This is a genomic window from Companilactobacillus hulinensis, from assembly GCF_003946555.1.
In the GTDB taxonomy this organism is placed as follows: Bacteria; Bacillota; Bacilli; order Lactobacillales; family Lactobacillaceae; genus Companilactobacillus; species Companilactobacillus hulinensis.
The window spans coordinates 30,801-46,078 of sequence record NZ_RHOO01000020.1 but is presented as its reverse complement, the minus strand read 5'-3'; the positions used below and the strand labels follow the sequence as shown (position 1 = coordinate 46,078).

Annotated in this window: 14 protein-coding genes; 6 read left to right on the top strand and 8 right to left on the bottom strand. The window is 35.6% G+C overall.

Features of this window, described 5'->3' with window-relative positions; genetic code table 11:
* Window positions 1–335 precede the first annotated feature (335 nt).
* The 4 genes from EKM66_RS09770 to EKM66_RS09755 all read left to right on the top strand — a co-directional run bounded on the left by EKM66_RS09770 (window position 336) and on the right by EKM66_RS09755 (window position 2,691).
* Window positions 336–962: an NAD(P)-dependent oxidoreductase gene (locus EKM66_RS09770; RefSeq protein ID WP_125764082.1), complete on the top strand. Its 627-nt coding sequence runs from the start codon at window positions 336–338 to the stop codon at window positions 960–962.
* A gap of 110 nt (window positions 963–1,072) precedes the next feature.
* On the top strand, window positions 1,073–1,471 hold the full coding sequence (locus tag EKM66_RS09765) for a hypothetical protein (protein WP_125764080.1): 399 nt from the start codon (window positions 1,073–1,075) through the stop codon (window positions 1,469–1,471).
* On the top strand, window positions 1,464–1,736 hold the full coding sequence (locus EKM66_RS09760) for a hypothetical protein (protein ID WP_125764078.1): 273 nt from the start codon (window positions 1,464–1,466) through the stop codon (window positions 1,734–1,736). The genes EKM66_RS09765 and EKM66_RS09760 overlap by 8 nt, the downstream gene beginning before the upstream one ends.
* Window positions 1,737–1,980: 244 nt before the next feature.
* Window positions 1,981–2,691, top strand: a complete 711-nt coding sequence (locus EKM66_RS09755; protein WP_125764076.1) for an alpha/beta family hydrolase — start codon at window positions 1,981–1,983, stop codon at window positions 2,689–2,691.
* A 33-nt stretch (window positions 2,692–2,724) separates the two neighbouring features.
* Here the strand turns inward: EKM66_RS09755 and EKM66_RS09750 are convergent, their stop codons facing one another.
* The 5 genes from EKM66_RS09750 to EKM66_RS09730 form a co-directional block, all read right to left on the bottom strand.
* A complete protein-coding gene (locus EKM66_RS09750; protein ID WP_125764074.1) occupies window positions 2,725–3,660 on the bottom strand; it encodes an NADP-dependent oxidoreductase in 936 nt (311 codons plus the stop codon).
* Between the two features lie 15 nt (window positions 3,661–3,675).
* Entirely contained in the window at window positions 3,676–5,154 is a 1,479-nt protein-coding gene (locus EKM66_RS09745) for an MFS transporter (RefSeq protein ID WP_125764072.1), read from the bottom strand.
* Between the two features lie 147 nt (window positions 5,155–5,301).
* A complete protein-coding gene (locus tag EKM66_RS09740; protein WP_125764070.1) occupies window positions 5,302–5,787 on the bottom strand; it encodes a GNAT family N-acetyltransferase in 486 nt (161 codons plus the stop codon).
* Between the two features lie 91 nt (window positions 5,788–5,878).
* Window positions 5,879–7,873: a polyphosphate kinase 1 gene (gene ppk1, locus EKM66_RS09735; RefSeq protein WP_125764068.1), complete on the bottom strand. Its 1,995-nt coding sequence runs from the start codon at window positions 7,871–7,873 to the stop codon at window positions 5,879–5,881.
* Window positions 7,863–9,239 carry a DUF2252 domain-containing protein gene (locus EKM66_RS09730; RefSeq protein WP_125764066.1) on the bottom strand — a complete coding sequence of 459 codons (1,377 nt, stop codon included), beginning with the start codon at window positions 9,237–9,239 and terminating at the stop codon, window positions 7,863–7,865. Before EKM66_RS09730 ends, ppk1 begins: the two co-directional genes overlap by 11 nt.
* Window positions 9,240–9,518: 279 nt before the next feature.
* Between EKM66_RS09730 and EKM66_RS09725 the strand changes: the two genes are divergently transcribed.
* Window positions 9,519–9,950 (top strand): pyridoxamine 5'-phosphate oxidase, encoded by a 432-nt coding sequence (locus tag EKM66_RS09725; protein ID WP_125764064.1) that lies wholly within the window; start codon window positions 9,519–9,521, stop codon window positions 9,948–9,950.
* 20 nt (window positions 9,951–9,970) lie between these two features.
* Window positions 9,971–11,299: a replication-associated recombination protein A gene (locus EKM66_RS09720; protein WP_125764062.1), complete on the top strand. Its 1,329-nt coding sequence runs from the start codon at window positions 9,971–9,973 to the stop codon at window positions 11,297–11,299.
* A gap of 38 nt (window positions 11,300–11,337) precedes the next feature.
* Here EKM66_RS09720 and EKM66_RS09715 read toward each other — a convergent pair whose 3' ends face one another.
* The 3 genes from EKM66_RS09715 to EKM66_RS09705 all read right to left on the bottom strand — a co-directional run bounded on the left by EKM66_RS09715 (window position 11,338) and on the right by EKM66_RS09705 (window position 15,277).
* Entirely contained in the window at window positions 11,338–12,117 is a 780-nt protein-coding gene (locus tag EKM66_RS09715; RefSeq protein ID WP_125764060.1) for a hypothetical protein, read from the bottom strand.
* A gap of 252 nt (window positions 12,118–12,369) precedes the next feature.
* The gene (locus tag EKM66_RS09710) at window positions 12,370–13,224 is read right to left on the bottom strand and encodes a GGDEF domain-containing protein (protein ID WP_125764058.1); all 855 of its coding nucleotides are present in this window, start codon (window positions 13,222–13,224) and stop codon (window positions 12,370–12,372) included.
* Window positions 13,214–15,277, bottom strand: coding sequence for a cellulose biosynthesis cyclic di-GMP-binding regulatory protein BcsB (locus tag EKM66_RS09705; RefSeq protein WP_125764090.1), 2,064 nt, complete (start codon window positions 15,275–15,277; stop codon window positions 13,214–13,216). Before EKM66_RS09705 ends, EKM66_RS09710 begins: the two co-directional genes overlap by 11 nt.
* Window position 15,278: the final 1 nt, after the last annotated feature.

Genomic DNA, 15,278 nt, shown 5'->3' with positions numbered 1-15,278 from the left:
TCCAAAGCATTTGTGCTTCAAAATACACTTGTACCAGTAGTTCAGGTAGTATCGTAAATAGTCCCTACTTGCCCAATAAATAGAACACTTTTGGTACTAATACGTACCCAACAGGTCCAATCAATCGTTAATCAAAATGATTAACGATTTTTTTGTATTCAAAACAGTTCATCAAATACTTGTATCTATTGAAATAAAAAAAACATTGGAACAACCATCTGTTTAATCACAAAATAAGTATCCTTATGCTTTATTTACTTTTTTCACTTATCATCTTATTCTATATATGTTATGAATTCTATGGGGAAACCACAAATAGAAACCAGGTAAATAAAATGAAGATACTAATTATTGGTGCCACCGGACAAACTGGTAGATGCGTTATCCAATCAGCTTTAGACGCTGGTCATGAGGTTACTGCTTTTGCCCGCCATACTGAATCACTAAATGAATTGGATGATCAAATTGAAATCATCACGGGTGATGCAATTTCCACTCCTGAACTTGAAAAAGCCATGACTGGAAAAGATGCTGTAATTTCAACTCTTGGTCGTGGCAAATCAACCAGAGCTCACAATTTATTCACTCGTGCCGCAGTTTCAATCGTCAACGCCGCTAATCACACTGAAGTTAAACGACTAATTTGGATGTCTTCATTTGGTGTTGGTGAAACATTCAAAGATGCCAATGTTGCCCAAAAAGTTGCCTATAGTACTATGCTTCGCAATATTTATACCAACAAAGCTGATGCTGAGAGAATCATTCGCCTCAGTCATTTAAATTGGACAATTGTATATCCATCAGCACTCACTAATGGGAATCTAACAGGGGAATATCAAATCGGTGAACATTTACGAATGTCTGGAGCTCCCAGAATCAGTCGAGCAGATGTTGCTGATTGTATGATTAATCTACTGAAAGATGACGAATGGATTCATCGCGGTATTGAAATTACCAATTAAAAATTTTGCTTTAGTTTTTATAATTATTTAAATACCTGTTTCACCCCTGCAAAGCACAAATCAATAACCATTATTGATATAATTAAGTTGTGGTTCAAATTGGAGGTACGATGACGAATGAATTTAATTCCATTTACGTTACACAAAAAGATAATGGCATCCCAATTTGGTACTATGATATCTCCAATCATGAATTACAAATTGATATACATATACAATCCATAGGGTTCACTCTTGGGAAACATAAATTTGTAATGAGTGCAAAAAATCAATTTGGTAATGAATTACTAAGTTTGGATCCAATGACTTTGAATACAGATAATCAATACCCTATTTTTGCAAGCACTAACAATTCTTCAAAATATGGTGCTGGTGAATTTTCCTTTTATATTGAATTGAACGAAAAAGATTTGATCAATATCGGAAATAGATTAACTATTAATATCAAAATGGATAATGAGGTTGAAGGGACATTTGTCCTGCTGTTGATTGGAGAAAATAATGGCTAAATCAGGAATTAAGGACAAAGTAGTATACCCTTCCTTCAATGGAGATGGTGGTGACAATGGTATGGAAAAATACGTTACTAAGGCTGAACTAATTCATGCGGAACAGCTTTTGACTGAAAAAATTGACCATCGTTCTGATGTTTTGGAAGAAAAGTTTAATACTACTTTCACGAAAATTGATTCATTAAACAACACTGTTAAATGGTTATTTGGAATTATCGCATACCTACTTGCGGTGGGATCAGGGAAGATATTTTTTTATTAATTATCAAATAACAACCTAAAATAGACTGGCTATCACTTTGCCAGCCTATTTATTTGCAATTTTTTCGTTCCAATCCACATCTAGTCTCTTAACATAAATTTATTTAAAGACAACTTTTTATACCTTCATATCTGTTGTTCATACACAATTACCAATTAAATTTCAAATACATTCATTGTTAATATTGCCACATAATAATACAATTAATTAGACAAGTAATTAATCATATATTAAGGACGATTAGATGAAGAAAATTTTTAAATGGCTGGTTGGTATTTTCGTAGCCATCATAATCATTATTGGAGCAACCTTTGCGGTTGTTAAACACAAGGAATATCAACCATCGGACTCTGCCATAAAATCTGCAGCAACTACCACTACTATTTCAAATACAGTGAAGTTTCAAGGTGATGATACTAAACCAGCAGTAATATTTTATCCTGGTGCCTTGGTTGAACCCAAGAGCTACAGTATCTGGGCAAATGAAGTATCCAGAGCTGGCTACACTGTCTATATCATCAGATTCCCATTAGATTTGGCGGTAACTGAAGTCAATGCCGCAAACAAAGTTCAAAACGGTGGACCATACATTATTGGTGGTCATTCCCTAGGTGGGACCATGGCGGCACGATATGCCAAAAAGAACACAAAGGAACTCAAAGGTGTATTCTTACTAGGAAGCTACCCAGAAAAAAAGGGAAATTTAAGCAATGTTAATGTCCCAGTTCTATCTATAACTGGTAGTGAAGATGGCGTCCTTAATCAAAAAGCATATAAAAAGGCTAAAAAATACCTTCCTAAAAACACTGAGTATGTGACTATTAACGGCGGAAATCATGCCGGATTCGGTAGTTACGGCAAACAAAAAGGCGATAATCCTGCCAAAATCAGTAATGCTGATCAACAACGTGTTATTGCGGATCTTCTACTACATTGGTTAAATAAAATAGATTAAAAAAAATCTGTCGAAGAAATTTCGACAGATTTTTTATTTGATCAGAGCAACTTTACCAAACACATGATTACTCTGATAATAATTTTGAGCATCCCTTACACCATCTGCGGTTAATGGGAATTCTTTTTGAATATTCAATTTAACTTCACCATCAGAAATCAAATCCAATACTTCAGCCAATGGATTATCAAACTTACCACTTAGATACATGGCATGGACATTAAATTTATCGGCTAATTTTATATTAGAGTCTTCAACTAATGATACTAACCTACCACCCGGTTTTAAAACTTCAAAGCTATGTTTGTACGTTTCGCCACCGACCGTATCAATGACCAAATCCATGTCGGACAGTGTTTCCTCGAATTTTTCAGTGTGATAATCCAAAACTTTATCAGCGCCCAAATTCTTCAAGTCATCAAAGTTTCTAGGACTAGCCGTAGTATAAACGATTGCGCCAACACTATGTGCTAATTGTATTGCCATCGAGCCTACACCACCGGCTCCACCATGGATCAATACTTTTTCACCAGAAACTAGTTTTCCAAGATCAAATAATGAATTATAAGCTGGAATTGCAGTCATTGGCAAAACAGCAGCTGACTTGATATCCACAGCGTTGGGAACCTTGGCAGCTTTACTTTGTCCCAAAACCGCATAATCAGAATAAGCTCCGAATCCCTTAACGCCAACCATACCACAAACGTTATCGCCAATCTCAAATTGATCAACTTCTGAACCCTTAGCAACTACCTCTCCGGCAACATCAGTACCAGTAATAGCAGGCATCTTTAATTCAAAATCATCACTAAATTCACCACTTCTAACACCAATATCAAATGGTGTAACAGAACTACCAGCAACTTTAATCAACAGTTGCTTAGGTCTCAATTCTGGAATATCTACCATTTGATCACGAAATTCATCGCTATTTCCATACTTATCAATCACAACTGCATTTGCTTGCATATTAAATCTCCTCTTCTACTCATTTGAAATACTTTGCTTGTGGTAACGTATCATCATATTGATGACAATTACCAATGAAATAACGATCATGACTAATCCCAAGAACATGATATTGCGATATCCACTGTATAAAATCCGGCGCATTTCTGGAATTAAATTCTGCGGTAATTGTTTAGCTTTACTAGCATCACTCAAATGATTGAGCATCGCCATCGTGATTCGTCCATTAGACTCATGAACTCCACGAATCAAGGCATGATTAAGTATTACACCATATACAGAGGACATCAGCGTTTGACTAAGAATTCTCAACAAATACGCCAATGATGTAGCCGTTGGAATATCACGTCTTTCAGCATCTGTCTGCACATTCACTTGCAAAATATTGAAAATCAATCCGACTCCGAAACCTTCGAAGCCACCTGCTGTTAACAATAACCAAAAGGGAGTTTTTTGTCCAAATATCAATATCGTCACAAATGCAAGAAAAATGGAAGTAGCTCCAACAGTAACTATCAGATATTTACTCCACTTAGTTTGTAAGAATGATACTGACTCAGAACCAATGATATTAGTCGCTGCACCGGGAATTTGAGTCATCCCTCCCATTAGAGCACTTAATCCTAAGATTCCCTGTGCCCACATTGGAATATAAGTGATGAACGCAATAAATGATCCCCAGATAATCACGAATAAAATGAAATCAATAACCAAATCCTTATTGGTTAACAATCGACTGGGCACAATTGGATCTTCAGCTTTACTATCAACTTTGACCATCCAAGCAATTAGAGCCATTCCAATAATCAATAATATTGCAATAATCAAAACTGACCAAGAACCTATCATTTGAATTCCAGTCAGAATGGAAACCAATCCAATAACTAACAACGTAGCTCCCAGGTAATCAACCGACTTACCCTTGGCATTACGCTTAGTATCCTTATAAAAAATACTAAGAATTGTTACGGATATAAGAGCTACTGGAACGTTTAAATAAAATACCCAGCGCCAAGTTAAAGCATCAACGATCCAGCCACCAACCAGTGGTCCAATAATCGAAGCTGTACTGAATAATGCCGTTGCCAATCCGATCATCTGTGAGCGTTTACGCAAATCACGATAAATATCAGCAAAAACAATGAACGGGATAGTATTCATACCACCGCCACCAATGCCCATTACCGTTCTGGCAATAATAAACCATTGAATGTTGGGTGCAATACCTTGAAAAATAGCGCCAATGGCAAATAAAAAGGTCGAATAAATATAAGCGCGTTTATTGCCACGATGTTCACCAAATTTACTCCACAAAGGCGTAGAAACAGCCATCCCTAATAAAAATGTAGCTACGATCCACCCCATATACTGTAGACCATGTAAATCACCAGTAATTGCTGGCAAAGCAGTATTAACAATCGTCGCATCCATACCAGTCATGATATTGGACAATAGGAGAGCAATTGTTACTAAGGTACGTTTTTTATCTTTCACATTTATCCCCCTATTAAAATTTTATTATCTTATTAATTTTATAACTAGAGCCACATAAAAACCACTGTTGAGCTATCTCAACAGTGGTTTTGTTTTCAGTATTCAATTAAATATCTTACAACCAGAAAGGACAATCCTAAATAAATTCTATAGTGCCTTCTCCATATTGTGCCAAGTCTCATTCCCATGATTAGAATCAGAAATACCCTTATCAATATAACCATTGATCTCATAAAATGGAATTCTGTCTTCTAAGCATGTCAATGAGATAGTTTCTCTATGAGCTTTCTGAGCATTCTCTTCAAAATGCTTCAATAACTCACTACCAATTCCTTGTCCACGAAACTCCGGATCAATCGCAATTGAAAATACCAATTGATGTCCGCCTAACATTAAGTTCTTAGGTGTCTTGTTAAACATCTTGTCTTTAATATATCTATCTTTTACCGCTGGACCAACGATAAATCCAACGAGTTCATCATCATCATTTTTAGCAACTAAGAATGTTCCTTTTAACTTATCGATCCTGTCACTATAGACCTTTTTACTACCGGCTTCAGCTTCACTGAAGCTGGCATTTTCAATTTTTACTATGTCATCTAAATCTTCTGTTTTAGCAAATTCGTATTTCATGTTTTAATATTGCCTCCTCCTTAATTCTACAACTTATTCAGGCAATAAAAAAAACACCACCTAAAAAAAATCAGTGATGTTAATAAAAAAATTATACATATCGACGATATTTGATCTTATGTAGCCAATTTTGCTGAGCAGAGAAATTAAAATATTTATTTTGACACTTAAAATACTCGCCATCTTTATTCAAATAATATGAATTAGCGGTATCTTTTGAATACATCTTAATAATTTTACTCAACTTTTTCTTTGGTTTAGATTCAACAATCGGTATAGCAAGTTCAACACGTCTATCAAGGTTTCTAGTCATTGTATCAGCTGATGAAATCCAAATTTCATTCGTTCCATCGCTATAATTAAAGCCATAGATACGACTATGTTCAAGCAATTCACCAACAATACTTTTAACCACGATATCTTCTTTTTGGCCGCAAATACCTAATCTCAAAGAACAAGGACCACGAACAATAATTCTAAATGGCAATCCCAACCTTGCTGCACGATAAATACCATTGATTATATCGATATCGGTCAAGCCATTCACTTTCATAAAGACTTCTGCCTTGCCATTTCTCAAATAATCCTGTGTAGCTTTTTTGATTTTGTTAAGAATCATACGCTTCAAATTATTAGGTGAAGCAGTCATTAATTCATATCCATTGGAAATCTCCCCAGAAAGTCCATTGAAGAATTTGACCGCATCCCCGACGTAGCGCCGATTACTTGTATAAAAACTAATGTCAGAAAATACCTTTGCGGTTATAGCATTATAGTTACCAGTACCAATTTGAACATAACCTTTATCATCACCCTGAAGAACCAAGCAGATCTTGGCATGAACTTTATTTAATCTGTCACCATATAAGACTTTACAACCGGCATTTTTAAGCTCTTCAGCTACCTGAAGATTATGTTCCTCATCAAATCTAGCTCTCAATTCAACGACAACTTTAACTGAGATTCCCTTGGCGGCGGCCTTTTCTAATAGTTGGACCACCTGTGAATGATTCTCTGTACGATAAATCGTCATTTGAATGCTTGTAGTCTTAGGATCATCAACAGCGGTACTTAAAAAGTTTAAAAATATATCAAATGAGTCATATGGATATTGAACCAAAAGTGATTTCTGATCCAAATGTCTCAATATATTCTTCGAACTTCTCCAAGTTAGACCCTTGAATGGTGCAAATACCAGACTAGGTTGGCTCTTATATTTCTTGAATAATTTATCAAGGATCTTCAAATTGACTGGTCCAGGAATTGCATAAATACTCTTCTTGCTGATACCAAACAAACCAGACAAAAAGCTGCGTCCCTTGTGTTCTGGACTATAAAACTCAACACGTGTTATCTTTCTAGGTCCACGGTTATTTATATACTTCGTCATTTCAGACAAATATTGTTCATCACTAAGATTTTCATCCAAAAAATCGTACTTTTTATTCTTATCATAAGTAACACGGTAAACAAATTGATCAGTAATTTGAAGTTGTTGCGTAATCTCGTCAAAGTTATTGAATATCAAGTCTTCCAACAATATATATTTATTAGGAACACCTGTATCTACCAACCTATCGAGATCGTCTGGAATTGGAATCGTATAATTTTTATTCTCTGAAACTAATAAGAAGTTCAAATCAGTCTTCGTCTTGTTTTCAGGTGAAAAGTCTTCTACACGAATTTTTTCAGCGACGACCTTATCATAATAATCATCAACCTGAGCTTTCTCAACCGAACTTAATTCATGGTATCTCATTACTTCAAAGACGTTCTTCTTCTTCAAATCTTCAAGTACCAAGCTTAATGCCTGATACTCTTTGGTTATATTTCTAGAATTGAACTCATAAATATGAGCCAATAATTCATTTCCATCAAGACCTGTACGTTTGTCCACTCTACCTTTTGAAATCATAGATTGAACATTATGCAGCCTCACCCCAAAGAATTCATCCAGATTATTGGAAGCAATTGAAAGAAATCTCAATCTTTCCAATGCTGGAATCTTTTGATTATAAGCTTGATCGATTACTCGATTATCAAATAATATCCAGCTCAAATCCCTATTGTAATATTTATCCTTCATTTGCTAATTCCTCTTTAAATGAATCATAATCAAACATTACTTGTTCAGTGTAGCTGTTGACAAAATTCATCAATGAATTATCCAAATCCTTATATTCTTCTCCAAAACCAATAATTAATGGATAGTTTGGCGAATGTGAATGCGCTCTGGCTAATAAAATACAACACACTGTAACGTAATCTTCGAACGATTCAAAGTCTAATTTATCCAAATTTATAGATGTTTTCATATCCTTAAATTGACGCATATAGAAACTGTATTTCTCAGTATCAAATGCCCCTAAGAATGGATCCGATGCACTTTGCAAGATTAATTGACTATCAACAATATTTTGCCCCTGACTATTGTTCTTGTCAGTATACAATTCGTCGTTGTTATAAATTGGCAAGGCTTGTTTTGCTTGAAGAACCAAATAATTCTTATCTAGATCCTGCAACAAAATAAGATAGCAAAGGGTTCCGACACTACCTACACCAACGCTGTGTCTAACCACATCAATGACATCAAAATCTTCGAGGAACAATCTGACGTCACTACGCTGTCTCTTCTTATACTTGCGATAACCGTTGATCAATGCTTCAAAGTCTTCTTCACTGATATGCTGTGTTACCGGCTTATTCTCAACAAATCTGCGTTCGCCAAGTTCATTCAAAGTCGTATATTTCTCAATAACAAGCTTTGAATTACTCTTTTGAGCTTTTTTGATACTCTTAGTAATTAATTTTTCAAAAGATTGTTGGAAATACTCTTCATTATCTTTTAAATCACCAAATATTTCAGTAATATTCTGCAAAGTGTTAGGCAAAATAAAACGCTTCATCTCAGAAATCTTGGTCATATGCTTCAAAGTATCAAAATAAGTATGAACTGTCTTCAACAAGAACTCTTGAATATCAGTTTCTTCAAATCCGTGATCTCTGGCAACCAATAACGCACTTACCAAAAATCGTTTCAAATCATATTCCCAATAACTCAAATGAGCCTCATCAAAATCATTCATATCAAAAAGCAATTGACCTTCTGAAGACCCGTAAAAACCAAAGTTCCCAAGATGAGCATCCCCACCGATCAAAACCTTGATTCCACTATCCGGATGATTAGCCAAATCATAATGCATAACATCTGCTGTTCCACGGAAATATGCAAATAGCGATTTGGACATGCGTTCACGCTTCACATCGATCAATTCTGGAACTAATAACTTATTCTTAATATTCAATATTTGGTGAATATTTCTTTTCTTTGGTTCAAATTTATCAAAATTTTCAGGGACCATGGTCGCAAAGTAGCGACCTTTAATGATCAATTGTTCCGTGCTCTTAAAGGCATCGGTATCCTGAAAGGTATAAGGTGTAGGATTTGTCATCGTTTCATCTCCTTACAGTAATTATACAATAGCTCGACTGAATAATTATCGGCAATTGCACGTTTAATTTAAGGATTATATGAAATTCATCTTAAATTTATCTTTATTTTTTCTCCGTTCTAAAACTAAATTACGTGACATTCAAATTATTGGTCTCAAAAAAGCACAAGAAATCAAAAATTTATTATTTGAAACATTAATAGCGAACGTACGTTTAGATTTGTTTCAAAGTAAGTTATAATTGAGGTACATGTAAAACCATCAAAGGAGCTCTTAAATATGAACATTTCATTATTAAAACAAGTTGCTGGAACCACCAACAAAATTGCGCTTGGGACATCAATTGACAACCAAGCAAATGTCAAAATTGTTAACTTCGTCTGGTATGAAGAAACTCCAGACACCTTATACTTCTCTTCTGTTGCCGGAACCAAAGGCGTTGCCGACTACGAGAGAAACCCTGACGTTGCCTTCATCACAATCCCAAACAGCGATATGATCGGTAATCCTTATATCCGTGCTCAACATGTTACTTTGCAACGTTCAGATAAAACTATGAAAGAACTACTACCACAATATCTTGAAACAGTTCCTAACTATCAAAAAGTATGGGATATGATCGGATCAAAACTAGAAGTATTTGAACTCAAATTACACGACGTATACGTTGATCCAGGCTTGGATAAGGAAAAAATAACATTACACTTCTAATTCATTCATAGGAGGATCTTATGAAACAAGAGTCACTTTTTGCATCAGCAAATGAACAGAATACTCCTCTAGCTAATCGCATCAGGCCAAATAATCTCGATGAATTCGTTGGTCAGCAACAGTTAATTGGTAAAGGCAAAATTCTTAGAGAAATCATTGACGAAGATAAATTATCCTCAATGATTCTTTGGGGACCACCTGGTGTCGGTAAGACCACACTTGCACATATAATCGCCGAAAAAACAAAATCTAATTTTATTACCTTTAGTGCGGTCACTAGTGGAATAAAAGAAATCCGCAAAATAATGGAAGAGGCTGAGTTGAATCGTGAAATTGGTCAACGAACAATTGTCTTCATTGATGAAATCCACCGATTCAATAAAGCACAACAAGATGCCTTCTTACCGTTCGTTGAAAAAGGCAGCATTATTCTAATCGGTGCCACAACCGAGAATCCATCATTTGAAATCAATTCTGCCCTGCTTTCCAGATGTAAAGTATTCATCCTGCATTCACTGCAAAAAGCAGATATCGTTGAACTCTTACATAATGCTCTGAATAATAAAGAAGCCTTCCCAAAATTAAAGGTAAATATTGATGAAGAATCTATCGAAATAATCGCTGAATTTGCTAACGGCGATGCTCGAGCTGCATTGAACACCTTAGAAATGGCAGTTTTAAACGGCGATAAAAATAATGATACCGTAACTATTAACACCAAAACATTAAGTGAAACAATCAATACTAAGTCACTTCGATACGACAAAAAAGGTGAAGAACACTACAACATTATCTCAGCATTACATAAATCAATGCGTAACAGTGATGTTGATTCTGCAATTTATTGGCTTCACAGAATGCTTGATGGTGGCGAGGACCCACTGTACATAGCAAGACGATTGGTCAGATTCGCCAGTGAAGACATTGGATTAGCCGATACACGTGCACTATCGCTGACGATTGACGTCTTCCAAGCCTGCCAATTCATCGGAATGCCAGAGTGCAACGTCCACTTGACTGAAGCAGTGATTTATCTTTCACTAGCACCAAAATCAAATGCCGTCTACGTTGCCCACCAAAATGCCGAAAAAGACATCAAGGAATACGGCAACTTACCCGTTCCACTCCAAATAAGAAATGCACCAACTAGTCTTATGAAAGACTTGGATTACGGCAAAAATTATGAATATGCACATGATTCAAAAGATAAGATCACAACTATGAAAACTACGCCGCCAGAACTAGACGGACACGAGTATTATTATCCAACAGAACAAGGAAATGAAAAACGATTCAAAGAACGTTTCGAATATATCAAAGAGTGGCACAAACGTAATGATGACAAATAAAAAGCTGTTTAATCCAATTTTTAGGATAAACAGCTTTTTTAAAATATATCGAAAATACCCAAAATCTTAATTACAATAATTGCTAACAACATACTTAATACAGCATGAACCATAAATAATATCGAAAAAGATGTGAACTCTAGTAAGTAATTATCAAGTGTATCCATCTTGCCTAAAATAATAAAAATATTACCGATAACAAACTGCACCACTATCCACGGTAAAACCCCTTTATTGACAGTCTGAAAATCAGCATCACTCAAATCATAGCCGGTACTGGCAATCATAATTGTCAAAACAAGATATAGCAGAATCATCGACCACGTTCCGCTCGCATACGATGTTTTCATATTATTCAATACTGATTCTGTGATACCGGTCAAGGTTATTTCGGTATCTGCGCCAAGAGTGGTGAAATTCAATTGTGCATTCAACATTACTTTTTGGAGAAAATACAGCACAATAGAACACATATAATACGGAGCCAATCCAATAAAAAAGTTACCAAGTCGCTGATACAAGTTTCTTTCATCCCAAGTGTGCTCCACCGATCCAAGAGCACCAGAGTTGCGATAATTAAAATTCAAAAGCTGAACCTTTTTAACATGATGACCAAATATAAATGCAAAAATAGCATGACCTAGCTCATGGATCACCACACCAAGTCCGCCAACAACTAGTTGGCTATTGTTTCCTAAATTATTAACTAACACACTTTTAGCAACATGTCCGAACCATGAAACCAATCTAGCGGTCAGGTATGGAACTAATGTAAAAGTGATTATTATCTCTAAAATCCACTTCAGATAGTCTTCCAAAAAAATTCTCCTTCACGATGTAGATTCTTTTCTATATTTATATTGAATTTATTTATGAATAGACTAAAAAAACAAAGTATCGGTTTTTTACTACTCAATTTAATTTTAAATCTTTATAACTAATTTTTCTCTTAGACCCAGTAATATTAAAAAAGACTTATACAACTCTACTTCAAAAGTCACTATATCCGAAAGTGAAAACAAGACTACTAAAAAACAACGCAGCATACAAATGTCGCGTTGTTTTACTATTTATACATCATATTGTGTTTCTCTAATAGCTGCATTCATCAGATCATAAGGTGTCTTCATCTTTTTGCCATCCCATGATGCAATACCAACTACCAAAGAAATCGCCATTGTCGATAACTCGGCATTATTCTTCAAACGTTCATCGAATCCCTGTTTAACACGGTTGGTAGCAATTGTTGCACCATCAGCATTGGAGAATAATAATATTGCCCACGTTGGATCATCATTATTTACCAGATAAATAATATCGTTGACACGAGTCTTATCCTTAATTGCAGCAGTCGTCATCTTCAATAATGATTGCAACTGGTTATCGCTCATCATACGACGAATATCGTTAAAATAGCCAATTTTAATAATTGCGGTTGTAACAGGTAGCTGGAATCTTTTATTTGTTTCGGCATATACAGCAGCATCTTCCATATAAGCAACGGTTGTACGCAAATGGGTCTGTTCATCAAATGCACCTTGCTCAATCATTGCTGTACGCAATTCAGCGTTAGCACTCTGTAACTTCAATTGATTGTAAGTCATACAGTATAACGTTAGACAAAGTAGAATTGGAATTACCATCCAAAACGCCAACTGCCAATGAATCTCACTACCTTTTGCTACATACTGATAAATCATAATTGTTGCTTGCATTGCTATGAACAAAATATTGGCGATCAAGCTCGGCATGATACCGAAGAAATATGTCAGCATCAATAAAGCAACCGTTCCAAATAAGTAAATAACATTCAACAAAACTTGACCCGATAATGACATCAGAATAGCGGTAGCACTGAACAAAACCAAGAACATCAATAAACCGACATCAGCTAGTAATGAATTCTTTTGATCTTTATTTCCCATGCTTATGACCTCCACTCATCAGTCCTTGTTTTCTCATAACTAAGAAAACAGCCGCACCAATCATCAGAATAACCACAAGTGCTAATACCAAATAAATTATCAGTTGTGTGTTGTTGCTGATCAATTGCTTAGTAGTCAATGACTTATCAATTGCCTTATTCTTTTTGAAACGATATCCATAATGAGTGTTGTTGGGATCAACTACAAGTCCATCCCCTGAATATTGTTGAATATTAGCCTGAAAATTGATTTGTGTTGACGCCAAGTAGACGGCATTATCATTGGCACCAGTAACAACCATCATCCCACGTTTGTCATTATATGGCGAACGAAGTAATTGAGCTGTACCTATCGTCTTACCATAATTATGCTCAATGCTTAGCTTCTCATTAGAAACAATCCGACTAAAGTCTTTGGAATATTTGAAGTACAGCTTAGGGTTCAATGATTTGATCATCGAATTATTCTTAGGAGTACCAATTACAATAACATTCCTATTCTTCAGAACACTCTTACTTGGCATCTTTGAATAGAACTGAATATCACCAGTATTGCTCTTGGAGAAGTTACCTATCAAATTAAAAACATTGGTCAATGTTCTAAAATCATCATTACTTAACTGACGTGGCGCAATAACTGCAATATTGTCATAAGTCTGATTATTGATGAATAACGTTGGATAGTTAGTAAATAGCAAATCATTGCTACGCTTAGATTTAACATACATCTTAGATTCCGTGTCGATTTCAGCCCACGGAGTCTGACTATTATCAGATGTATTCTGATCTTTCATCTCCAGATCAAATGCAATACTGATCGTAAAACTATTCCCAAGATTCGTACCACGAGGAACTTTAACAGTCAGCGTATCCCCATTTGCTTTTGCAGCTGTAAGCTTCTTACTTCCAAGCGTTGTATCATTGACCCTCACAGTAACAAGTGAACGGTTGAAATTAAGATTCTTACTGTATCTAAACTTCAAATAAACTTCAGAACCATCAGCATTGGTACGATCATTAGGCAAACTGATCAAATAATTATTCTCACGGTGACCAGCCCCATTGATCATATCAGTTGATGAAGTAATAGTTTTTACACCATTATCATGAAGTGACGAAGTAAATGTTGCAGTACCGTCAGTTATGTATTCCGTACTTTGCGAAGTCTCTTTCATTAATTCCGCATTGGCCACAAACCTTGCAGCCTTCTTTAACAAAGCGCCAGTTTTGGCGGTAACAATCAAATAATACTTACCATTATCATAATATGTTTTAATAACAGCCCGACCATTGACCTCTTCAGCAGAAACCTGCGATTTGAACTTATCAGGCAAATGATTATATTTAGCAACCACCATCACATAATCTCCATCAGCGGCATGCATATTATCCATTTTCACAACTGGAATCTGATCATTAGTAGTCGTGATAATACGCGATTCACCCGCCAAAGCAATCATACTTGCTGTCAACTCATATGGTGTCGGATCATTGGCTGTAGCAATCCTAGAGCGAGCATTTGAAATGGTATCCTGACCAGAAAAGTGATCATAAAAAGAATTGATAGTATTATCAGCATCCTTCAAATCATACTCAAAGTTGACATTTGAACCCTTCTCAATTGTTAACCAATTTGCCGGAGTCTGTGCTAACTGATAATTATTGTTATTATCAGAGCTCAAAATCTGTCCTTCAATTTGAAGTTTGTTGCTTCCACCTAACAATTTAACCGGTACATCAATTGCTTTGGTTTGCATACCTGTCTTCTTCGATGGACGGAATGAATAGAACTTCACACCGTTCAAAGAAACCGTGATATCCGATATGTCTCGAGATGCCAATTGTGAAACTTGAAAATTAAAATTGAAAGTAACTTTTTTGACATCCCAATAGTCCATCTTGGTCAGATACATGTTGGATTCAACAGAACGACCAGATAACGTTGTGGTACTATTTTGAAATTGTTGTGTATAGGTCTGCATATCTTGTGCAGATACATTAGTAGTGGTTGTTTTGCCCGCAAATAAAATTACCGAGACAAAACAAACTAACATC